A 20,094-nucleotide genomic window follows, 5' to 3' on the forward strand; every position below is an offset into this window, starting at 1 on the left:
TGCGCTTTCCGAGCCGTAGCCGAGGTCGGTGGCGAGAGCCTTCACGCGGACTTCGGGGTCGCAGAGTGAGCGCTGAGCGAGGACCATCGCCAGTGCGTCAGGTAGGACAGCGGCGTGCCGCCAGAGACCGTGCGGAACCGCTCCGCGAATCCGGTGCGCGACATGCCGGCGAGTCTTGCAAGTTCTCCGGTGACGCATCCGCTACGGGCCGACGTGTGCCCGAACTCGGTCGGGGGTGAGCGCTCCATCTCTCGAAGTGGACATCACCAAGTAGACTGACCCGCCGCTTCCGGCGGTCGCACCGGACATCGTCACGGACACGGGCTCGTCGCCCACCTGCGTGAACCAGGGCTCCCCGTTTTCGCCGAATCCGGCCGTCTCCATTCGCTTGCCGACCCGCGCCTTCCAGTCTGGCGTCGCCGCTGCTTCGAATGCGTAGTCGATGGATGGACCCGGCCCCGCGCCCAGGGGCCTGACCGCGACACCGGTCTCGGTGCGTCTCGCTTCCGGAATGACGCTCCGTAGATCGATGCGCTGATCAACGACGCGCATCGCGGTGAAGGCTGCGTCTGTCTTCTCACGCTGATTTGTGTCGTACCAGACACGCACCCCTACAGCGGCTCCGACGATCGCTAGCAGCGCGATCGATGCAACCAACACGATGCGCGTTCGCTGCCTCATCCCCACGAGTGGAACCGAGCCGAACCCGATCCGTCTACCGCGAGTCTCGGGAATCGAGGTCGCCCGACCTCTCGTCGCGGAGGGCGGATCCTGGTTTCCGCGGCAACTGCTGGTCCATCGTCCATCGGGACAGGTCGGTGAGGGTGCGTGACCATGCGACTTCGGTGCCGAGCTGGCCGGTTCCGACGAACAGGCGTACCTGTTGCGTCTCGGGTAGCAGGGCGGCCAGGCGTTCTCGGTCGGCATTGGTGAAGCCGAGCTTCTGCCAGAACGGCCCCGACCGTCGCGAGAACAGCCAAGCGCACGATGCCCCCGCCTGTGCCGCTTGTACGAGTGCGAACATGGCGAGGCGCGAGCCGGCACCGGCCGCACGAAGGTCGGGCGCGACGGCGACGCTCCGGATCAGCGCGTGGGTGCCGTCCCGGCTCAACTCGAAGCCGGTGCTGCCGATCACTGTCCCGGCTTCGTCCTGTTCGATCCAGAGGTGAACGGTCGGCTCGTCAAGACCGGCAAGGGTGAGGTCGGCGTCGCGTAGGAAAGCACGAAGGGGGTCGACGTCATGCTCGGTCACGGTGTGAAACGTCACGCGCTCATCGTTCCAGCACTCGGCGTCCGGTGGCCGATCGTTGTACGGGAGGCGCCGTGACCGGCGTGGCGCCCCTACGGTTGCAGGGTGGACAGTGCGGGACTGACGAAGGTCGACATGGATCGCTGGCCCCGCCGCGAGCACTTCGAACACTTCTCCCGGAAGGGCCCCTGCCTCTGGTCGATGACCGCGCACGTCGACGTCTCGGAGCTAGCCGCTCGCCTCCGCTCCTCCGACCGGAAGACCTACATCGCACAGCTCTGGATGCTCGCAACGGTCGTCAACCGTCACGACGAATTCCGGATGACGATAGACGCTGCCGGCGACCTCGCCGTCTGGGACGTCACCCACCCGTTCTTCACGGTCTTCAACCCGACGGCGGAGACGTTCTCCACGGTCTGGGCCGCGTACCACCCTGACTTCGCGGTGTTCCACGAAACCGCGCTGCCGCTCCTGACCGAGTACCGGAACTCGACCTCGTACGTCCCGCAACGCGAAGTCCCCGAGAACACGTTCGACGTGTCGAGCCTGCCCTGGACCTCGTTCACCAGCCTCGAGCTGCAACTCAAGGACGCGTGGACCTACCTGGCACCGATCTTCACCATCGGCAAGTACGAACAGCGCGACGGCAGGACACTCATGCCGCTGGCAGTGCAAGGCAACCACGCGACCGTCGACGGCTTCCACATCTCCCGACTCATCGCGGAGGTGACCGGTCTCGCGGCCGATCTGAGCTGGCTCGACCAGAAGAAGGAACAGACACTGTCTCAGTAGCGGACCCCCTATCGGAGCGACTACGAGGGCCCGAGGCGGTGACCGGCTAGCGAGACGGTGTGTGGAGCAGGTCGGCGGTGACGCGGGGCGTGAAGCGCTGCTCGAAGTCTCGTTCGTTCGGTAGCCAGATGTCGCGCCAGAGAGCCTCGTGACTCCGGCCGAGCTTCCGGTCTCGGGCGACACCACGGTGGGCGGCAGTATCAAGGTCGACGTCGCACCAGATGGTCACGTCGAGAGTCGGCAGCGCCTCGGGGTGGAAGAGTCCGATGAGGTCCACGACGAGAGTTCTCGCCTGCGGCAGGGGCTCTTCAGGGCCGAGGGCTCGCCGCGCCCAGTCGTATCGCTGGAAGTGGCTTGAGCGTCCTTCTCGGAACGGTTGCAGCACTGTCGATACCAGCCGCTTCCGATCCACGCCGTCCCAGTCGAAGGAGCGGCGGTGTGAACGTGCGGGATCCAGGAAGTCGTCACCGCGCACACGCGCTGCATCGTGAAGCGCTGCGACCAGGCCTCGCGCAAACGTCGACTTGCCGGACCCACAGAAGCCGGAGATGCCGACGACCAACGGCCGGTCCGAAGCTCGCTCCCGCTCGACGATGTGCTCGAGAACGTCGTCCTGGTTCATCTGGCGAGGGTACAAGCACCCCTCGGTGCCTGAGTCGTCTCGGCGATCGGCTACCGGACGGTGTTCGGTCGCGCGCTGGGGCGGAGGTCGAGGGTCCAGATGACGAAGGGCTTTCCCGCGACGCCTGGCCTGCTCCGTGTAGTCGGTCGCCAGCCTCGGTGCGAGTAGAAGCTCTCGGCCCGGTCGTTCCCGTCCCACACCTCAAGCTCGGCGGTGCCAGGTGGAACCACCCCGACGAACCGGTTGTGAAGCGCACTGCCGATGCTCGAACCGAACCGGTCAGGGTCGACGTAGAGGCTCAGCAGCTCAGCAGGCGAGCCACGTTCGACGGGTTGAGCGACAAGCTGACCGCGCTGCTGACATAGCTGCTCTGCGGCGACCGTTCGAGGATCGGCCATCGGGACGGTCGGTTGTCGTTCATCCGAAGAGAGGATGAAACCGTTGGACACGCCGCCCGCGAGACCTGCGAGCGTGGCTAGAAGTGCGGGGATCAGTCCGAACGCTCCGACAGCGGTCGCTGTCCATGATGGCGCGAGAGCCCATCCGCGGCCTCGACGGAGCAGAACAGCAACGAGTCCGAGCAGCAGGACGGTCAGCGCGACGGGAAGCGCTGTGGCGAGCATGATCGCGATCTGCAGATCGACGACAGCCATGTCTGGAGGCGGATCAGCTAGTGGGTCGGGATTCGTCGCCGCAGTCGACGCGGCCTGCCATCCGAGGTGCACTGGAGCCGCGTGGGCGAAGACAGCGACCGTCGCTGCGACCCGACCCGTGACGAGGGCGAGACCCACCGTGCCCGGAGCCCACGCCACCCGTCGTTGCCGCCCCCTGGTCCTCAGCTTCGCATGCTGGCCGGAAGAGCGCTCCGAGCTGCATGCCGCATCCGCCCGGGGCGTGTGCTCAGAGCGTCCGAGAGGAAAGGGTGCCGTCCTCGGTGTCGTAGGTCGTGACCCTCCACGTCGATTGGCGATCGTCGAGCACACGCTGCAGCTCGACCAGCCGCGGGCCGGGCCACTCCTCGCTCGAAGCCTGCACGGCGTCGTGGTAGTTGGTGGCCGTCTCCATGGTCTCAGCCTCGGACAAAGTGACTCCGTGCCTTCGGACGAGGCTGAGGTCCGCGGCGTCGATGAGCGCCTCGACGCCGCTTGCCGGTCCTGCATCGGCCTCTCCGAGCAGGTCCGTCTTCCCCTGGTCGGTGCTGCGGATCCGCCACATCCAGTGCTCCGACACGTACTCGAGGCGGAGCCCGACGATCGGACCGCCGACGGCCTCGGACTCACCCGCCATGCCGTCGACCCAGTCCGACGGCCACCGCACCGCGCTCGGCACGACGGTGCTCGGCCAATCCGAGCCCACCGCGCTCGGAGCTGCGGGGAATGCTGCGCACCCAGCAAGCGCGATCGCGCTCGCACTCATCAAACCGGACAGCACCACAGTTCGCCTGAAACGCATTCCGCCCCCTCATGCCCCAGCTCAGCGTAGATGAGGACGTTGTGCATGACTCCCGTGACGAGTCCGGGAGCGGATCGGCTGACGAGACCGTCCTAGCGCCGTCGAAACGGCCACAACATGTTCGCTGCGACGAACCGCCGACGCTGCGTGGTGCGGGGCGGATCAGGCGGACCGGACCATCTCGAGGAAGCGCCGGTGGAAGCGGTCCTCCCCTGCGACCTCCGGGTGGAAGGCACTCGCGAGGACGTTGCCCTGCTGCACCGCGACGACCTGGCCGTCCGCCAGCGCGCCGAGCACGCGCACGTCCGCGCCGTGCTCCTCGACGACGGGGGCCCGGATGAACACCGCGTGCACGGGTTCCGCACCGAGTTCCGGCATCGGGATGTCGGTCTCGAAGGAGTCGTTCTGGTTGCCGAAGGCGTTGCGTCGGACCGTCGTGTCGAGGACCCCCAGCGTGTGCTGCCCGGCGATGCCGTCGGTGATCCGCTGGCTGAGCATGATCATGCCCGCACACGTGCCGTACGCCGGCAGGCCGCTCCGGATCGCGTCCGCGAGGGGTTCCGCGAGGCCGAACGTCCGGGACAGCTTGTCCATCACGCTCGACTCTCCGCCGGGGATGACGACGCCGTCGAGCGCCGGGAGTTCCTCCGGCCGGCGGAGCGGCACGACGTCGGCCCCGAGCTCCGTCAGCGACGCGATGTGCTCGCGGAAGTCGCCCTGCAGAGCGAGGACCCCGATGCGGGGTCGGGCGCTCACCAGCCGCGCTCGGCGAGACGGTGCGGCGCGGGGACGTCGGCGACGTTGATGCCGACCATGGCCTCGCCCAGGCCTCGGGACACCTCGGCGATCACCTTCGGGTCGTCGGAGAAGGTCACGGCCTTGACGATCGCCGCGGCGCGCTTCGCCGGGTCGCCCGACTTGAAGATGCCGGAGCCGACGAACACCCCGTCCGCACCGAGCTGCATCATCATCGCGGCGTCTGCCGGGGTGGCGACACCACCGGCGGTGAACAGCACGACGGGGAGCTTGCCGGTCTGCGCGACCTCCTTGACGACGTCGTACGGCGCCTGGAGCTCCTTCGCGGCGACGTAGAGCTCGTCTTCCTTGAGGTTGCGCAGCGCCGCGATCTCCTTCGAGATGGTGCGGATGTGCCGGGTCGCCTCGGACACGTCACCGGTGCCGGCCTCACCCTTGGAGCGGATCATGGCCGCGCCCTCGGTGATGCGGCGGAGCGCTTCCCCGAGGTTCGTCGCGCCACAGACGAAGGGCGTCGTGAAGCCCCACTTGTCGATGTGGTTGACGTAGTCGGCGGGCGAGAGGACCTCGGACTCGTCGATGTAGTCGACGCCGAGCTCCTGGAGCACCTGGGCCTCGACGAAGTGACCGATGCGGGCCTTCGCCATGACCGGGATCGACACAGCGGCGATGATCTCCTCGATCATCGACGGGTCGGACATGCGCGCGACGCCACCCTGGGCGCGGATGTCGGCCGGGACACGCTCGAGGGCCATGACGGCCGTGGCGCCGGCTTCCTCGGCGATACGGGCCTGGTCGGCGTCGATCACGTCCATGATGACGCCGCCCTTGAGCATCTCCGCGAGGCCGCGCTTGACGCGCGAGGACCCGGTGGTCGAAGTGGCGGTGACGGTACTGGGGGTGCTGTCGCTCATGATCCCCCCATCTTAGTGCGGAGCAGGCGTCAGCGCTGTTCGCCCCAAGCGTCCGCGATGAGCACCCGGGTGTCTCCGAGCATCTGCGACATCGACTTGGTCCGGGCGATGATCGGGAAGAAGTTCGAGTCCGACTCCCACCGCGGGACCACGTGCTGGTGCAGGTGGGCGGCGACCCCGGCACCGGCGACCTCGCCCTGGTTCATCCCGATGTTGAAGCCGTCGCAGTGCGATACCTGCCGGAGGACCCGCATCGCGGTCTGGGTCAGCTCGCCGATCTCCTGGAGTTCCTCCGGCGTCGCCTCGTCGTAGAGCGGGACGTGCCGGAACGGGCACACGAGCAGGTGGCCGTTGTTGTACGGGTACAGGTTGAGCAGCACGTACGCGTGCGCACCGCGCGCGACGATGAGGGCGTCCTCATCGGACTTCCGCGGCGCCTCGCAGAACGGGCAGTCGTCCCGGTGTCCACGGCCCTCGCCTGCTCGGCCGGCGTCGATGTACGCCATCCGGTGCGGGTTCCACAGCCGCTGGAAGGCGTCCGGGACCGCCGCCTGGGTGGCGGCGTCCCGGATCACCAGCGGGTCGCCCTCGTCGTCGAGCGGACCGGACATCAGACCTGCACGCGGTCGCGGATGGCGGTGGTGATGCGCTCGACCGCTTCGTCCACGGGCACGCCGTTGTCCTGCCGACCGTCGCGGAAGCGGAAGCTCACCGCGCCCGCGTCGCGGTCGTCGCCGCCCGCGATGAGCTGGAACGGCACCTTCGCCTTGGTGTGCGTGCGGATCTTCTTCTGCATCCGGTCGTCCGAGTGGTCGACCTCGGCGCGCACGCCCTTCGCGCGGAGCTTCGCGACGACCTCGTCGAGGTAGTCGCCGTACTCCTCCGCGACCGGGATCGCGACGACCTGCACCGGGGACAGCCAGGCCGGGAAGGCTCCGGCGTAGTGCTCGGTGAGGACGCCGAAGAACCGCTCGATCGACCCGAACAGGGCGCGGTGGATCATCACCGGGCGCTGGCGGGTGCCGTCGGCCGCCGCGTACTCGAGTTCGAACCGCTCGGGCAGGTTGAAGTCGAGCTGGACGGTCGACATCTGCCAGGTCCGGCCGATGGCATCGCGCGCCTGCACGGAGATCTTCGGGCCGTAGAACGCCGCGCCCGCAGGGTCCGGCACGAGTTCGAGACCGGTCTCTTCCGCCACCTCGCGCAGCGTGTTCGTCGCCTCTTCCCAGACGTCGTCGTCACCGACGTACTTGTCCGGGTCCTTCGTGGAGAGCTCGAGGTAGAAGTCGTCGAGGCCGTAGTCGCGGAGCAGCGAGAGCACGAACTGGAGCGTCGTCGTCAGCTCCTCCTTCATCTTCTCCTTCGTGGTGAAGATGTGGGCGTCGTCCTGCGTCAGACCGCGGACCCGGGTGAGGCCGTGGATGACGCCTGACTTCTCGTTGCGGTAGACCGTGCCGAACTCGAACATGCGCAGCGGCAGGTCGCGGTACGAGCGTGCCTGCGACCGGTACGCCAGGATGTGCATCGGGCAGTTCATCGGCTTGAGGTAGTAGTCCGCCCCCTGCCGGGTGACGTTGCCGTCCTCGTCGCGGGCCTCGTCCATGTGCATGGCCGGGAACATGCCGTCCTTGTACCAGCCGAGGTGCCCGGACTGCTCGAACAGGTCGCCCTTGGTGATGTGCGGCGTGTAGACGAACGAGTAGCCCTCCTGCTCGTGCCGACGACGCGAGTAGTCCTCCATCTCGCGGCGGATGATGCCGCCCTTCGGGTGGAAGATCGCCAGGCCCGAGCCGATCTCGTCCGGGAACGAGAACAGGTCGAGTTCGGCGCCGAGCTTGCGGTGGTCGCGCTTCGCTGCCTCTTCGAGACGGACGAGGTACGCCTTGAGCTGGTCCTTGTCCGGCCACGCGGTGCCGTAGATGCGCTGCAGCTGCGGGTTCTTCTCGGAGCCGCGCCAGTACGCCGCCGCGACGCGCATGAGCTTCGCTGCGTTGCCGATCCAGCGCGTGTGCGGGACGTGCGGGCCACGGCAGAGGTCCTGCCAGACGACCTCGCCCGACTTCGGGTCGACGTTCTCGTAGACCGTCAGCTCGCCGGCACCGACCTCGACGCTCTCGCCGGAGTCACCCTCGGCCGCGGCGCCCTTGAGGCCGATGAGCTCCTGCTTGTAGGGCTCCCCCGCCATCCGCTCGCGGGCCTCGTCGTCGGTCACGACCGTGCGCCGGAAGCGCTGGGCCTGCTTGACGATGCGGTCCATGCCCTTCTCGATCGCCTTGAGGTCCTCCGGCGTGAAGGGCTCGGCGACGTCGAAGTCGTAGTAGAAGCCGTCGGTGACGGGCGGGCCGATGCCGAGCTTCGCGTCCGGGTTGATCTGCTGCACCGCCTGCGCGAGCACGTGCGCGGCGGAGTGCCGCAGGATGTCGAGCCCGTCCTGCTCCTGCAGGGTCACGGCCTCGGCGGTCTCGCCCGCCTGCACGTCGGCGGCGAGGTCCTTGAGGACGCCGCCGACGCGGATCGCGACGACACCACGGACACCGTCGAACAGCTCCGTGCCCGTCGTGGTCGTCGTCGCGGTGCGGGGCTCGGGTGCCTGGGGCAGGTCTGCGGGCTCTGCGGGTTCTGCGGCGACTGACTCGGTCACGATGGTGGGGCTCCCTCGGTCTGGTGGTACGTCGATGGTAGTGGCGAGTGGACCGCCGGTCAGGCGGGGACGCGACCGAGCGTGGTCACGGGCAGGCGCTGTTCGAGGCGCTCGCGACCGGCGAGCCCGTCGAGCTCGAGCAGTGCGGCGAACCCGACGGCCTCGTACCCGGCGCGCTCGAGCAGCGTCACGGTCGCCGCCGCGGTGCCGCCGGTCGCGAGGACGTCGTCGACGACGAGCACCCGGGTACCCGGTTCGAGCTGCCCGGGGCGCAGTTCCAGCTCGGCCTCGCCGTACTCGAGCGCGTACTGCTCACTGAGCACCTCGCCGGGGAGCTTCCCCGCCTTGCGGACGGTCAGCACACCGACCTGGTGCTGCGCGGCGATGCCGCCGGCGAGGGCGAACCCGCGCGCCTCGATGCCGGCGACCGCCGCGAAACCGGCTCCGACGGCGAAGGGCGCGGCGAGGGCCTCGCAGATGCGTCCGAACGCGACCGGGTCGGCGAACACCGGCGTGACGTCGCGGAACAGGATGCCCGGCTTCGGGAAGTCCGGGACGATGGCGGTGAGGCGTTCGACGAGTGCAGCTGCGGTTTCGGTCACCGGACAACGGTACGGGAGGCGCGGGGTGCGTCGCGCGCGCGGGCTGCGGCCCGCGTGCGGTCGGCCGGTACGGCGCCGGACCGTGCGGGCGGCGCGGGCGGGCGGACGCTGCTCCTCGTCACACGACGCGCCGCGTGCGGTCGCGCTCGTCGCACGACGCGCCGCTGGACCGGGACCCGGACGGCGTCGTGCGTCCGGAGGACCGAGGGCGGCGCGTCGTGCGTCCGGAGGACCGAGGCACGGGGCGGGTCAGCGCCACATGCGCATCGCGGCGCCCTGCACCAGCAGGGCGACCTCGCGCTCGCGCAGCTCACGCTCGAGCCGCTGCCGCGTCGCGAAGTCGACCGACGGCCGCACGCGGTGGGTCCGACGACTCCAGATGATGAGGGACATGCCGACCCGCAGCGCGATGCGGTCGGCCAGGGACACGCGACGCTGCTGGTCGACGGTGTCGGGCGGACGGATGGACGTGGTCTTCGATGACACGGTGGTTCGCTTTCGAGCAGGACGCCCGGGAGTGGGCGCGACGGACCGACCCGGGATGCGGGCGCGGCGAAGACGCCCGGGAACGGGCGCACGGAGAATGCAGGAATGCAATGCGGTGCATTCCGCAACGGTTCCGGAACGGAACGGAGAATGACGATCCGAGGACGCAGGCGCCGCAGGGTCAGCCGTTTCCGGTGCGACCGTCAGCGCATTCTCCGCGGGCCGATCAGACCCGCTGAGCGGGGATCGGACGCGGAGCGCGAGCGGGTGCAGCGAACCCCGACGAGGCGGGGACGGCAGGTGTCGACCGGTGCGGAACGCCCGAGGTCAGCGGACCAGGAGGGAGGTCCAGCTTGTCCCACGGATCCCACGGAACGGAGTCGTCGTGGTCATGAACATGGTCAGCCCCCTCTCTCGGTCTCGTGCTGACTGGTGTGCTCGTGAACACTATCCACATTCCCAGCGGAGCCGCAACCCATTTCTCGGAATTCGTCCGGATTGCATTCCGGAACACGATGCACTGCACACAGAAGCGCCCCGGTACCGAATCGGTACCGGGGCGCTTCCACCGCGGGACTAGACCGCCGCGGGCTCCTCGACGCGGGCGACGAGCGCGTCGTCGACGACGTCGATCCGGACGGTGTCACCGCCGTGCACCCGTTCCTCGACCACGAGGGTCGCGATGCGGTCGTCGACCTCGCGCTGGATCAGCCGGCGGAGCGGCCGTGCGCCGTACTCCGGCTCGTACCCGTGCTCGGCGAGCCAGGCGGTCGCCGCCTCGGACACCGACAGGGTCATGTCCTGCGCCAGCAGCCGGAGCGCGGTGTCCTGCAGCAGCAGGTCGACGATGGACGCCAGCTGCGAGCGCTCGAGCTTGCGGAACAGCACGATGTCGTCGATGCGGTTGATGAACTCGGGCCGCATCGCCTCACGGAGCTTGCCCATCACCCGCTGGCGGAGATCCGCCTCCGCGTAGCCGCCGTCCGCCGTGGCCGAGAAGCCGAGCGCACCGGAGCGCGACGCGAGGAACTCGGAGCCGATGTTCGACGTCATGATGACGACCGTGTTCCGGAAGTCGACCGTCCGGCCCTGTCCGTCGGTCAGGCGTCCGTCGTCGAGCACCTGCAGCAGCAGGTTGAACACGTCCGGGTGAGCCTTCTCGACCTCGTCGAGCAGGATCACCGAGTACGGGTTCCGACGGACGCGCTCGGTGAGCTGCCCGGCCTCGTCGTAGCCGACGTACCCCGGAGGGGCACCGACGAGCCGCGACACCGTGTGGCGTTCGCCGAACTCGCTCATGTCGAAGCGGAGCATCGCCGACTCGTCGCCGAACAACGACGAGGCCAGCGCCTTGGCGAGTTCGGTCTTGCCGACGCCGGTCGGACCGAGGAACAGGAAGCTGCCGACCGGGCGACGCGGGTCGCCCATGCCGGTCCGGCTGCGCCGGACGGCCGTCGCGATCGCGCGCACGGCATCGTCCTGGCCGACGACGCGCTCGTGGAGCTCGTCCTCGAGGGACGCGAGCCGGGTACGGTCCCCCGCCGTCAGGCGGGTCGCCGGGATGCCGGTGGCGCGCGCCACCACCTCCGCGATGTCCGCTCCGGTGATCGACGTGCCCACCTGCTCCTGACGGGAGGCGCGACCGGCGTCACCCTGCGCGGCGGCGGTGATCCGCGCCTCCAGTCCGTCGATCTCGTCGCGCAGACGCGACGCCTCCTCGTAGTGCTCCTCGGAAACCGCCGCGTCCTTCGACGCGCTCAGCGTCGCGATCTGCGCACGCAGCGCCTCGGTGTCGACGTCACCCGACAGGGCGAGGCGACGACGCGCGCCGGCCTGGTCGATCAGGTCGATGGCCTTGTCCGGCAGGTGGCGGTCCGTGACGTAGCGGTGCGACAGCTCGACCGCGGCACGGAGCGCCTCGGCCGTGTAGGTCACGCCGTGGTGCTCGGCGTAGCGGGGTGCGAGACCGGTGAGGATCGCGACGGCGTCCTCGACGTCCGGCTCCCCGACCGTGACCGGCTGGAAGCGACGCTCGAGCGCGGCGTCCTTCTCGATCCGGCGGTACTCGTTCAGCGTGGTCGCGCCGACGAGGTGCAGGTCACCGCGCGCGAGGCGTGGCTTGAGGATGTTGCCGGCGTCCATCGAACCGCTCTCGCCGCCGCCACCGGCCCCGACGACGGTGTGGAGCTCGTCGACGAACACGATGAGCTCGTCCGCGTGCGCGGCGACCTCGTCCATGGCCTTCGTCAGACGCTCCTCGAAGTCGCCGCGGTAGCGGGTGCCGGCGAGCATGCCCGGCAGGTCGAGGGCGACGACCCGCTTGCCCTGCAGCAACGCCGGGACGTCGCCCTCGACGATGCGCTGGGCGAGTCCCTCGACGATGGCGGTCTTGCCGACGCCGGGCTCGCCGATGAGGACGGGGTTGTTCTTGGTGCGACGGAGCAGGATCTCGACGGTCTGTTCGATCTCGTCGGCGCGACCGATCACCGGGTCGATGCCGCCCTGCCGTGCGCGGGCGGTGAGGTCGGTGCCGTACTGGTCCAGCGTCGGGGTCTCCGACTGCTGGGCCTGCTGGGCGGTGGTGCCGGGCATGGGACGCCCCTCTCGTGCGGCCTCGGCCGCTTCCTGTGCGTAGGACTGCATCACCTGCGGGGTGACACCGGCGCTCGCGAGCAACTGGCCCGCGACCGTGTCCTGGTCGGTGACGAGCGCGAAGAAGACGTGCTCGGGGTCCGTGTACGTGCTGCCGAACCCGCGTGCGGCCTGCGTCGCCTCGAGCAGGATCCGCTGTGCGGACGGGGTCAGGGCGGGCCGGCCCTCGACGCGCTCGCCCGAGGGCATCGGCAGCCGCTGCTCGACCTCGGCCGCGAAACGCTCGGGGTCGGCGCCCGCCGAGCGGAGGACGGCCGCGAAGGGCTCGGTGCCGACGAGCACGTGCAGCACGTGCAGGGCGTCGATCTCGTGCTGGCCCTGCTCGACCGCGTACCCGGCGGTCTGCTGGAGCAGCTCGTGGGTCCGACGGCTCAGGAGCCGGGTGATGTCGACCGGTCGTCCGAACGGCATGGACCGCTGCGGCTGGCCGGGGTTCTGGGAAGCCGCGAGCAGTCGTGCGAGGAACTCGTCGAACGAGTCGTTGCCGCCGGTCGGGCCGAACGTCTGTGGCAAAGGGACCTCCTGGGGAACTTGAGTGCCTTCGGCTCAATGCAACGCAGGAGGGGCGGGGTCATTCCCGTTCGGAGGAAGAAGTTGCGCCGGGTCGACTCAGGTCCGGGTGATGGCGGCGGTGCTCGCGTCCGTGGCCCGCACCAGGTCGGCCGGGACCACTTCGATGTCGAACCCGCGACGCCCGCCGGACACGAAGATCGTCGGGTGTTCGGCGGCCGAAGCGTCGAGCACGGTGCGGAGGCGTGTCCGCTGCCCGATCGGGCTGATGCCGCCGACGACGTACCCGGTCCGGCGTTCGGCGAGTGCCGGGTCCGCGAGCGACGCCTTCTTGCCGCCGACGGCCGCCGCGACGGCCTTGAGGTCGAGTCGGTCCGCGACCGGCACGATCGCCACGGCCAGCGCTCCGTCGACCGACACGACGAGGGTCTTGAAGACCTGGTCCTCGCGGAGCCCGAGCGCGGCGGCGGCCTCCTCGCCGAAGTTCGTCGCGGTCTCGTGGTGCTCGTAGACGTGCGGCGTGAACGGGATGCCGGCCCGTTCCAGCGCGACCGTCGCCGGGGTGCTCGGGGAAGCTGCGCTCATGCCCCGATCCTGCCCGGTCCGACCGGCACGCCGCCGCAGGCTCGCGGACGCTACGCTGAGCCGCATCATGGCCGTCGTCGAGGTGCTGGTCCGCGTGCTCTCCGCGCTGCACACGCTCGACCCTGCCGTGCTCGGCCACGCAGTCGGCTCGGGTGCAGCGCCGGCCCTCGCGGTCTCCGTGCTCGGGTTCGGCGTCATGGGCGCCACCGTGGCAGGGATCGCCGCGCTCGCCGCGGTCGCGCTCGTGCTGCGACTCGTCGCGCTGCTCCTCGGTGCGGCCGGTGCGGCCCGTCTCCGGGTGCCCTCCACGGCACCGGACCTCGTCACCCGGATCGCGTGGAGCGACCCGGATGCGGACGGGCACGTCCGGTCGCGGGCTCCGGGGGTCGTCCCGGTGGTCTGACACCGGTCGGTGTCGGACCGCGCTCGCGCCCGACCCCTCCGATCGAAGGACCCCCTCATGGACATCACCACCCTGCCCGGCCTCCGAGCCGTGCTGCACGCCGCGGCTGACCTCGTCGCCGTCCTCACCGACGCACTCACCCCGGTCGCAGGACCGGCAGCAGCAGCCCTCGCCGTCGTCGTGCTGACCGTCGCGGTCCGCGTCCTGCTCGTCCCGTTGTCCGTCCTGCAGGTCCGGGCGGAGCGGGACCGGCGCCGCCTCGCCCCGCGGATCGCGGAACTCCGCCGGCGTGCCGGTCGCGACACCGCACGGTTCCAGCGGTCGCTCCAGGAGCTGTACACCGCGGAAGGGGTCGCGCCGTGGGCGGGCTGCCTGCCGGTCCTCGCGCAGGCACCCGTGGTCTCACTGCTCTACACGGTCTTCACGCACGCGAGCATCGACGGGACGGTCAACACCCTGCTCCGTGCAACCCTCGCCGGCATCCCGCTCGCGCAGTCGGCGGTCGCGGTCCTGACGTCCCCGCTGTGGGTGCACGGCTGGGTCGTGCTCGTACTCCTCGCGGTGCTCGTCGCCGCGGTCGAGCACACGCGTCGGGCGCAACTGCACTGGAACGCGGCACCGGCGGCCGCTTCGGACGCGACCGCGCCGGGCGCGGCCCTCACGGCCGGGATCGCGCGGTGGGCGCCGTTCGTCTCGGTCGTGTTCGCCGCGCTGGCGCCGCTCGCCGCAGCGCTGTACCTCGTCACGAGCGCCGTGTGGACGCTCGCGGAGCGCGCCGTCCTCCGCCGGATCGTGCGGTGACGAGCCGGGAGCGGGCCGTCGGCGGCCGGGGTCAGCCGCCCTGGCCCTCCTGCTGCGGTCCCTGGTCGACCGGGTCGTACTCGCTGTCGCGGCCCTGCTCCTCCTCAGGCACCGGGACGTGTCGCTCGGTGCCGCTGCCCCCCGGGCTCGTCGCGACGTAGTCGGCCTCGCCGGACTGCGTGTCGTGGCTGAGCGGTTCGAGGGTCTCCTCGTCGACGTCCGCCGGCGTGGAACCGGTGGCGTCGGCGGGCACGGCCGGGTCGGTCGACTGGTCGTTCTGCGCATCGGTCATCCCTCGGGCGTACTCCCCCAGGTCTGGGTGCGCGCCGACATCCCGGCGGTGGCAGTCTTGCAACAGGCGTGACGACGAGGAGCGCGCATGAGCCAGACCGACGACGACGCGGCAGCACGCGCCCGTCTCGAACGCGTCGCCTGGGGCGCCGGGTCGACACCCACCGAGGCGGTTCGCGCCCGGATCGCGCTTGCGGACCTCGACCGGGAGGCCCGGAGGCGGTCCCGCTCCGACGTCGCCCCCGGCACGCCCCCCGGCACACCGTCCGGCGCGGAGGGGCGCCGCCGACCGGCCGGTCCGGCGTCGGGTCGCCGTCCGTCGGCCGTCCCGCCGGACGAGCCCGCTGCGGTCAGCGGGACGTCGTCCCCGGACGCCCGGGGTGCCGGTGGACACGCGGTCGACTCCGGGGATGCCGGCCCTGGTGCGCACCAGACCGACGAGCACGAGGCCGTCGGGCGCGACGCGCACCGGGCCGTCGAGCACCGGGCCGATGAGCACCGGCCCGATGAGCACCGGGCCGTCCGGCCTGCGACCGCCGATGGCGGCACGGGGCGCGACGGAACGGATCGCGACGGAGCGGGCCGCGACGGAGCGGGGTGGCGCGGGACGGGACGGGGTGGGGCGGGCCTCCTCGCCGGAGCGCGACGGCTCACCGACCGTGTGCGCCGGACCGACCGGACCGTGCTCTGGGCCTCGGGCGGCGCGGCCGTCGTGGTCGGACTCGTGCTCGGGGCCGGCGTCGGGCTCTCGGTCGGCGCGAGGACGGCGGAGCCGGCGCGGACCACCGTGACACCGGCGGCGGGGACGGTCACCGTCGAGCAGATGCTCGACATGCCGCAGACCTTCGCCGACCAGCTGCCCGGGTCGATCGAGGCCCCGGTGGCGCTGCGGTCCACGCGGCTGGTGTTCACGAACCGCTCCCTCTCCGGCGACGCCGCGGGAACGCCGTGGAACGTGTGGGCGGCGGTCGGCCGGGACCCGTCGACCATCTGCCTCGTCGCCACGGCGGACCGGATCGAGGGGACGAGCGCCTGCTACCCCCGCGAGGACGCCCTGCACGGGACGGTCTCACTCTCCGCGACGTCGGCCAGCGGGACGGTGTGGGTGCGCCTGGTCGGCGGTGCGGTACGCGGCACCGTCACGAGCACCGCCACGAGTCGGATGTACTGACCGGGCGCCCACGTGCGTTGGAGCGCTCCTGAGAGCCTCCCGGGTGCGCTCGCACGATCCGGATCCAGCGTGCAAGACTGGATGGGCGCACTCGCCGTGGAGTGGCAAGAACTCCGTCTCCACATCCCGTCCACCCGAGCGCGCTCTCCCCCGGCCGACCCGTCGTCCGCGCGCGCTCCTCCACGTCCTCGAGGAGGTCAGCCGCCGTGTCCACCACCAGCAACCCGACCGTCCACCCGTCCACGACGCCGATCACCGTCACGACGTCGTCGGTGGTCGGCATCGCCGTGCTCGGGCTCGCCACGTTCTTCGCCATCACGACCGAGCTCATGCCGGTCGGCCTGCTCCGCACCATGAGCCGCGACCTCGGCGTGACCGAGTCCACGATGGGGATCGTCATCACCGTGTACGCCGCGGCCGTCGCACTGCTCGCCCTGCCGCTGACGTCCCTCACCGCCAGGATGCCGCGCAAGACCGTGCTCGTCGCCACCCTGGTCGGCTACACGCTGTCGAACGCGCTCGTCGCCCTGGCACCCTCGTTCGCCGTCGTCTGCGCCGGCCGGGTCGTCGGTGGCATCGCCCACGCGCTGTTCTTCTCCGTCGCGTCGGCGTACGCCACCCGGATCGTGCCGCCACGGCTGGCCGGACGCGCCATCGCGTTCGTGTACTCCGGGAGCTCACTCGGCTTCGTCATCGGTGTGCCGCTCGCGACCGGCGTCGGCCAGTCCGTCGGATGGCGACCCGCCGTCGGCGCGGTCGCCGCGTGTGCCGCCGTCCTCGCCGTGGTCGCGGCGACGTCCCTGCCCTCGGTGCGGGGTGCCGTCTCCCCGCACGTCGGGTCACCCCGGGCCTGGGCGCGGACGGGCCTGCTGTCCGTCGTCGTCGCGGACCTGCTGCTGTTCGCCGGGCACTACGTCGTCTACACGTACGTCGGCCCCTACGTCGTCGACGCCGGACTCGACGCCGGCATGGTCTCCGGCGCGCTCCTCGTGCTCGGCGGCACCGGCGTGATCGGGCTCTGGCTCGCCGGGCTGTTCGTCGACAGGGCACCCCGGCAGACGCTGATCGTGTCGATCGCCGCGATGGCCGTCGCCTTCGTCGCCATGCCCTTCGCACACGGGTCCCTGGCGGGCACCATGGTCGTCGCCGGGGTCTGGATGGCGGCGAACGGCACGACCGGGACGCTCTTCATGGCCGCGGCGATCCGCACCGGCGGTGTCAGCCCGGAGATCGCGGGCGCCCTGGTGAACGGGGCGTCGAACATCGGCATCGCGGGTGGTGCCGCGCTCGGGGGTCAGGTGCTCGGGCTCTCCGGGCTGCAGACGCTGCCGTTCGCCGGAGCGGTCATGCTCGTCGGGGGGCTCTCCGTCGTCGTGCTCGCCCGCCGCGGGTTCCCGGTGCACGCGACCGCGCAACCGCACCTCAGCACGTCGTCGATCGAGGTCCTGACCTCGTCGCTCGCCGTCGTCACGACCTCGATCCCGACGGTCAGCCGTGCGATCCAGACGATCACGGGCTCCGTCACCACGGTCTCCCGCGCGGCGACCGGCTCGATCCGGACCGCGACCGGTTCGATCCGCACCGCGACCGGTTCCGTCCGGACCGTCGGGGAGCGGTAGCACCGCCTCCCGCCCCAGGAACGGTCCACGGGTGTCGGGACTGCGTCAGGCCCGCGCCGCGAGGGCGTCGAGCGCAGCGACCTGCCCGGCCACGACGAGGTCCCGCGCCGTGTCGACCGGCGTCCAGCGCGCGTCGTCCACCTCGGGCACCTCGACGAACCGGCCGGACCCGGGCGGCAGCTCGAGCGACACCGTGTTGCTCCGGACGACGTCGACCGAGAAGTCGGGCGCGTGCACGGCCCACACCGTGACGACCTTCCCGGCGGACTGCCGGAAGTCACCGAGCAGCTCCGGCGGGCCCGCCGGGGCGGGGGTGCCGATCTCCTCGGCGAACTCCCGCAGCGCCGTCGCCAGGGAGTCCTCGCCCGGAGCGGCGCCGCCCTTCGGGATCGTCCACGCGCGCGGACGCCGGCGCCAGAACGGCCCGCCCATGTGCGCGATGAACACCTCGAGCGCGGGGCCGCTGCCCCGGTACACCAGGAGGCCGGCGGAACGGAGGGGCACGGACGAAGACTACCCTCGCGCGCATGCGCAGCATCGGACTCCGCGACGGCCGGACGGTCCTCGTCGACGCGACCGGCCCCGACGACCGGCCGACCGTCGTCTGGCACCACGAGTCCCCGCACACGGGCGCGCTCTTCGAACCGCTCGTGAGCGCCGCGGCGGCCCGCGGGCTCCGTCTCGTCGCCCTGACGCGACCGGGCCACGGCGGAGCGGACCCGTTCCCCGGACGACGCGTTGCGGACGGTGCTCGGGACCTGGAGCAGGTCCTCGACGTGCTGGGGCTCCGCCGGGTCGCGGTCCTCGGCGGGTCCGGCGGTGGCCCGCACGCGCTCGCCGCGGCGGCGCTGCTGCCCGACCGGGTCGCGGCTGCCGCCGTCGTCGCCTCGCCCGCCCCGTTCGACGACACGACCGGCTGGTGGGCCGGCATGGCCGCGGACGGCGGTCTGCGGGCGGCGACGGCGGGACGGGAGGCCCGGCTCGCCTGGGCAGCGACCGCCACCTTCGACCCGGCCCAGTTCATCGACGTCGACTGGGCAGCGCTGGAGGGCGACTGGGCCGCGCTGGGACGGGACGCGACGGCGGCGGGTGCGTCGGGCCTCCAGGGCGCGGCCGACGACGACGTGGCGTTCGTCACCGACTGGGGCTTCCCGCTGTCCGCCGTCGCCGTCCCGACGACCGTCGTGCACGGAGCACGGGACCGGGTCGTCCCGGTCGCGCACGGGCGGCTGCTCGCGACGGCGCTCCCCGGAGCCGTGTACGAGGAGCGGGCCGAGGACGGACACATCGCGGTACTGGCTGCCGTGCCGGTGCTCCTGGACCGGCTCGCAGCGGCACTGCGTTGACGGCGGCACTGCGCTGACGGCGGGACTGCGCTGACTGCAGCTCCTGCCGCGTCGGTACCGACCGCGGTTCAGCCGAACGCGCTCCGGAGCACGTCCGCGGTCCGGGCGGTGAGGAACCGCACGCCCGAGCGGTTCGGGTGGAGCGCCCCGGGGCGGAGGTCGATCCGGCTCAGCCCGCCGAGGGACTCGAGCGAGATCCCCTCGACGTAGGCGCCCTTCCGTGCGCACGCCGAGTGGGCCTGTGTGTCGGCGAACACCTCGACGAAGGTGGCCCCGGCGGCCTGCGCAGCGGTACGGGTCACGTCGTCGAGCTGCTCCTGCACCCCGTGCAGCCACCGGACGTCCGTGTCGGTGAACGGGTAGGTGTCCCGCGGGAACCGGCCGGCGAGGGTCCCGAGGTCGACCGCGGGACGGAAACACCCCGACGACGGGGTGTGTGCCGCGTCGGGGAAGATCGCCGGGTACCCGAGCACGACGACGGTGGCGTTCGGTGCCGCTGCGCGGACGTCGGCGAGGGTCTCGGCGACCCCGAGGGCGACGCGGCCCTGGATCTTCGCACCGAGGGTGTCGACGCCGTCGTCCGCGAGCGTCGACCGGCAGGAGGGGGCGTTCCGGCCCGAGAACACCGGGCCGGTGGCGGACAGCGCCAGGCACGAGCCGGCGGTGCCGAACAGGTCGGCGTCGTTGCCGCCGATGGTCAGGGTGACCAGCCGGGTGTCGGCGGACAGCGCCTCGAGCTGGGGCCGGGTCCCGCGGAACTGCACGCGGTCGCGGACGTCCTCGCTCGTCGCCCCCGCGCAGGTGACGTCGGTCAGGTCGAGGCCGAAGCGCGCGGCGATGCGGTGCGGGTAGTCCTCGCCGGACTGCGCGCACGCCCGGACCGGGAGGCCCGTGGGGTGCCCGAGTCCGTAGCCGGCGGAGTACGAGTCCCCGAGCGCGACGTACTCACTGCCCGGCGGCAGGCCGGCGAGCGTCTCCGGCGGGTCGTCGGTGGCCGGGAACGGCTGCGGGACCGGCCACTGCGGTGCCGCGACCGCGGCCTGGGGACCGGTCGTCGTCCCCGGTCGACCCCCGACCGTCATCGTCGCGGCCAGCACGACGGCCGCGACGAACACGGCGAGGACGCGGGGGACGGACGAGCGACGCAGGGTGGGCTCCGGGGCGTGTTCGGGTCGCGTGGACCCGGCGGACGGGGTCGAGCG

Annotated in this window: 23 protein-coding genes; 6 read left to right on the forward strand and 17 right to left on the reverse strand. The window is 71.4% G+C overall.

What is annotated here, in order from left to right; translation table 11 throughout:
• Positions 1-41: 41 nt before the first annotated feature.
• The 3 genes from DEI91_RS16665 to DEI91_RS08480 are packed head-to-tail and all read right to left on the reverse strand — an operon-like array spanning position 42 to position 1,267.
• A complete protein-coding gene (locus DEI91_RS16665) occupies positions 42-164 on the reverse strand; it encodes a hypothetical protein (protein ID WP_258374357.1) in 123 nt (40 codons plus the stop codon).
• A 37-nt stretch (positions 165-201) separates the two neighbouring features.
• Entirely contained in the window at positions 202-681 is a 480-nt protein-coding gene (locus DEI91_RS08475) for a hypothetical protein (protein WP_146244236.1), read from the reverse strand.
• A 34-nt stretch (positions 682-715) separates the two neighbouring features.
• Positions 716-1,267, reverse strand: coding sequence for a GNAT family N-acetyltransferase (locus DEI91_RS08480; protein ID WP_220038062.1), 552 nt, complete (start codon positions 1,265-1,267; stop codon positions 716-718).
• Between the two features lie 87 nt (positions 1,268-1,354).
• Between DEI91_RS08480 and DEI91_RS08485 the strand changes: the two genes are divergently transcribed.
• Positions 1,355-2,041 (forward strand): chloramphenicol acetyltransferase, encoded by a 687-nt coding sequence (locus DEI91_RS08485; protein ID WP_258374358.1) that lies wholly within the window; start codon positions 1,355-1,357, stop codon positions 2,039-2,041.
• Positions 2,042-2,087: 46 nt separating this feature from the next.
• Here DEI91_RS08485 and DEI91_RS08490 read toward each other — a convergent pair whose 3' ends face one another.
• From DEI91_RS08490 to ybaK, 11 genes are all read right to left on the reverse strand, one after another.
• Positions 2,088-2,663: a uridine kinase gene (locus DEI91_RS08490; protein WP_111051862.1), complete on the reverse strand. Its 576-nt coding sequence runs from the start codon at positions 2,661-2,663 to the stop codon at positions 2,088-2,090.
• Between the two features lie 50 nt (positions 2,664-2,713).
• Positions 2,714-3,316, reverse strand: coding sequence for an N-acetyltransferase (locus DEI91_RS15955; protein WP_146244237.1), 603 nt, complete (start codon positions 3,314-3,316; stop codon positions 2,714-2,716).
• Positions 3,317-3,563: 247 nt separating this feature from the next.
• A complete protein-coding gene (locus DEI91_RS08495; protein ID WP_146244238.1) occupies positions 3,564-4,019 on the reverse strand; it encodes a hypothetical protein in 456 nt (151 codons plus the stop codon).
• Between the two features lie 258 nt (positions 4,020-4,277).
• Entirely contained in the window at positions 4,278-4,871 is a 594-nt protein-coding gene (gene pdxT / locus DEI91_RS08500; RefSeq protein WP_111051864.1) for a pyridoxal 5'-phosphate synthase glutaminase subunit PdxT, read from the reverse strand.
• Positions 4,868-5,785, reverse strand: a complete 918-nt coding sequence (gene pdxS, locus DEI91_RS08505; protein WP_111051865.1) for a pyridoxal 5'-phosphate synthase lyase subunit PdxS — start codon at positions 5,783-5,785, stop codon at positions 4,868-4,870. The genes pdxT and pdxS overlap by 4 nt, the downstream gene beginning before the upstream one ends.
• Before the next feature lie 29 nt (positions 5,786-5,814).
• The gene (locus DEI91_RS08510; RefSeq protein ID WP_111051866.1) at positions 5,815-6,396 is read right to left on the reverse strand and encodes an HIT domain-containing protein; all 582 of its coding nucleotides are present in this window, start codon (positions 6,394-6,396) and stop codon (positions 5,815-5,817) included.
• The gene (gene thrS / locus DEI91_RS08515) at positions 6,396-8,384 is read right to left on the reverse strand and encodes a threonine--tRNA ligase (RefSeq protein WP_111051936.1); all 1,989 of its coding nucleotides are present in this window, start codon (positions 8,382-8,384) and stop codon (positions 6,396-6,398) included. Before thrS ends, DEI91_RS08510 begins: the two co-directional genes overlap by 1 nt.
• A 101-nt stretch (positions 8,385-8,485) precedes the next feature.
• On the reverse strand, positions 8,486-9,028 hold the full coding sequence (locus DEI91_RS08520) for an adenine phosphoribosyltransferase (protein WP_111051867.1): 543 nt from the start codon (positions 9,026-9,028) through the stop codon (positions 8,486-8,488).
• 249 nt (positions 9,029-9,277) lie between these two features.
• Entirely contained in the window at positions 9,278-9,514 is a 237-nt protein-coding gene (locus tag DEI91_RS08525; RefSeq protein ID WP_111051868.1) for a hypothetical protein, read from the reverse strand.
• A 576-nt stretch (positions 9,515-10,090) separates the two neighbouring features.
• Positions 10,091-12,679 (reverse strand): ATP-dependent Clp protease ATP-binding subunit, encoded by a 2,589-nt coding sequence (locus DEI91_RS08530; RefSeq protein WP_111051869.1) that lies wholly within the window; start codon positions 12,677-12,679, stop codon positions 10,091-10,093.
• A 96-nt stretch (positions 12,680-12,775) separates the two neighbouring features.
• Complete coding sequence (gene ybaK, locus DEI91_RS08535) at positions 12,776-13,261, reverse strand: Cys-tRNA(Pro) deacylase (protein ID WP_111051937.1); 486 nt, start codon at positions 13,259-13,261, stop codon at positions 12,776-12,778.
• Positions 13,262-13,328: 67 nt separating this feature from the next.
• On the opposite strand from ybaK, the gene DEI91_RS08540 reads away from it, so the two are divergent.
• Complete coding sequence (locus tag DEI91_RS08540; protein ID WP_220038063.1) at positions 13,329-13,664, forward strand: DUF6412 domain-containing protein; 336 nt, start codon at positions 13,329-13,331, stop codon at positions 13,662-13,664.
• 57 nt (positions 13,665-13,721) lie between these two features.
• On the forward strand, positions 13,722-14,465 hold the full coding sequence (gene yidC / locus DEI91_RS08545; RefSeq protein WP_111051870.1) for a membrane protein insertase YidC: 744 nt from the start codon (positions 13,722-13,724) through the stop codon (positions 14,463-14,465).
• A gap of 31 nt (positions 14,466-14,496) precedes the next feature.
• Here yidC and DEI91_RS08550 read toward each other — a convergent pair whose 3' ends face one another.
• Positions 14,497-14,757 carry a hypothetical protein gene (locus DEI91_RS08550; RefSeq protein ID WP_111051871.1) on the reverse strand — a complete coding sequence of 87 codons (261 nt, stop codon included), beginning with the start codon at positions 14,755-14,757 and terminating at the stop codon, positions 14,497-14,499.
• Positions 14,758-14,844: 87 nt separating this feature from the next.
• Between DEI91_RS08550 and DEI91_RS08555 the strand changes: the two genes are divergently transcribed.
• Together DEI91_RS08555 and DEI91_RS08560 are read left to right on the forward strand one after the other, a co-directional pair.
• Positions 14,845-15,927, forward strand: coding sequence for a hypothetical protein (locus DEI91_RS08555; protein ID WP_111051872.1), 1,083 nt, complete (start codon positions 14,845-14,847; stop codon positions 15,925-15,927).
• A 206-nt stretch (positions 15,928-16,133) separates the two neighbouring features.
• Entirely contained in the window at positions 16,134-17,546 is a 1,413-nt protein-coding gene (locus DEI91_RS08560) for an MFS transporter (RefSeq protein ID WP_111051873.1), read from the forward strand.
• 45 nt (positions 17,547-17,591) lie between these two features.
• Here the strand turns inward: DEI91_RS08560 and DEI91_RS08565 are convergent, their stop codons facing one another.
• On the reverse strand, positions 17,592-18,050 hold the full coding sequence (locus tag DEI91_RS08565) for an NUDIX domain-containing protein (protein ID WP_111051874.1): 459 nt from the start codon (positions 18,048-18,050) through the stop codon (positions 17,592-17,594).
• 23 nt (positions 18,051-18,073) lie between these two features.
• Between DEI91_RS08565 and DEI91_RS08570 the strand changes: the two genes are divergently transcribed.
• Complete coding sequence (locus tag DEI91_RS08570; protein WP_111051875.1) at positions 18,074-18,892, forward strand: alpha/beta fold hydrolase; 819 nt, start codon at positions 18,074-18,076, stop codon at positions 18,890-18,892.
• A gap of 68 nt (positions 18,893-18,960) precedes the next feature.
• On the opposite strand, the gene DEI91_RS08575 is transcribed toward DEI91_RS08570, so the two are convergent.
• Positions 18,961-20,007, reverse strand: a complete 1,047-nt coding sequence (locus DEI91_RS08575) for an SGNH/GDSL hydrolase family protein (protein ID WP_111051876.1) — start codon at positions 20,005-20,007, stop codon at positions 18,961-18,963.
• Positions 20,008-20,094: the final 87 nt, after the last annotated feature.

This window comes from Curtobacterium sp. MCBD17_032 (assembly GCF_003234855.1).
GTDB lineage: Bacteria > Actinomycetota > Actinomycetes > Actinomycetales > Microbacteriaceae > Curtobacterium.

What these genes read in the sequence shown, in the direction of transcription:
- DEI91_RS16665 (WP_258374357.1), bottom strand. Translation starts at nt 164, where the DNA reads ATGTCGCGCACCGGATTCGCGGAGCGGTTCCGCACGGTCTCTGGCGGC.
- DEI91_RS08475 (WP_146244236.1), bottom strand. Translation starts at nt 681, where the DNA reads ATGAGGCAGCGAACGCGCATCGTGTTGGTTGCATCGATCGCGCTGCTA.
- DEI91_RS08490 (WP_111051862.1), bottom strand. Translation starts at nt 2,663, where the DNA reads ATGAACCAGGACGACGTTCTCGAGCACATCGTCGAGCGGGAGCGAGCT.
- DEI91_RS15955 (WP_146244237.1), bottom strand. Translation starts at nt 3,316, where the DNA reads ATGGCTGTCGTCGATCTGCAGATCGCGATCATGCTCGCCACAGCGCTT.
- pdxS (WP_111051865.1), bottom strand. Translation starts at nt 5,785, where the DNA reads ATGAGCGACAGCACCCCCAGTACCGTCACCGCCACTTCGACCACCGGG.
- DEI91_RS08510 (WP_111051866.1), bottom strand. Translation starts at nt 6,396, where the DNA reads ATGTCCGGTCCGCTCGACGACGAGGGCGACCCGCTGGTGATCCGGGAC.
- ybaK (WP_111051937.1), bottom strand. Translation starts at nt 13,261, where the DNA reads ATGAGCGCAGCTTCCCCGAGCACCCCGGCGACGGTCGCGCTGGAACGG.
- DEI91_RS08540 (WP_220038063.1), top strand. Translation starts at nt 13,329, where the DNA reads ATGGCCGTCGTCGAGGTGCTGGTCCGCGTGCTCTCCGCGCTGCACACG.
- yidC (WP_111051870.1), top strand. Translation starts at nt 13,722, where the DNA reads ATGGACATCACCACCCTGCCCGGCCTCCGAGCCGTGCTGCACGCCGCG.
- DEI91_RS08550 (WP_111051871.1), bottom strand. Translation starts at nt 14,757, where the DNA reads ATGACCGATGCGCAGAACGACCAGTCGACCGACCCGGCCGTGCCCGCC.
- DEI91_RS08555 (WP_111051872.1), top strand. Translation starts at nt 14,845, where the DNA reads ATGAGCCAGACCGACGACGACGCGGCAGCACGCGCCCGTCTCGAACGC.
- DEI91_RS08570 (WP_111051875.1), top strand. Translation starts at nt 18,074, where the DNA reads ATGCGCAGCATCGGACTCCGCGACGGCCGGACGGTCCTCGTCGACGCG.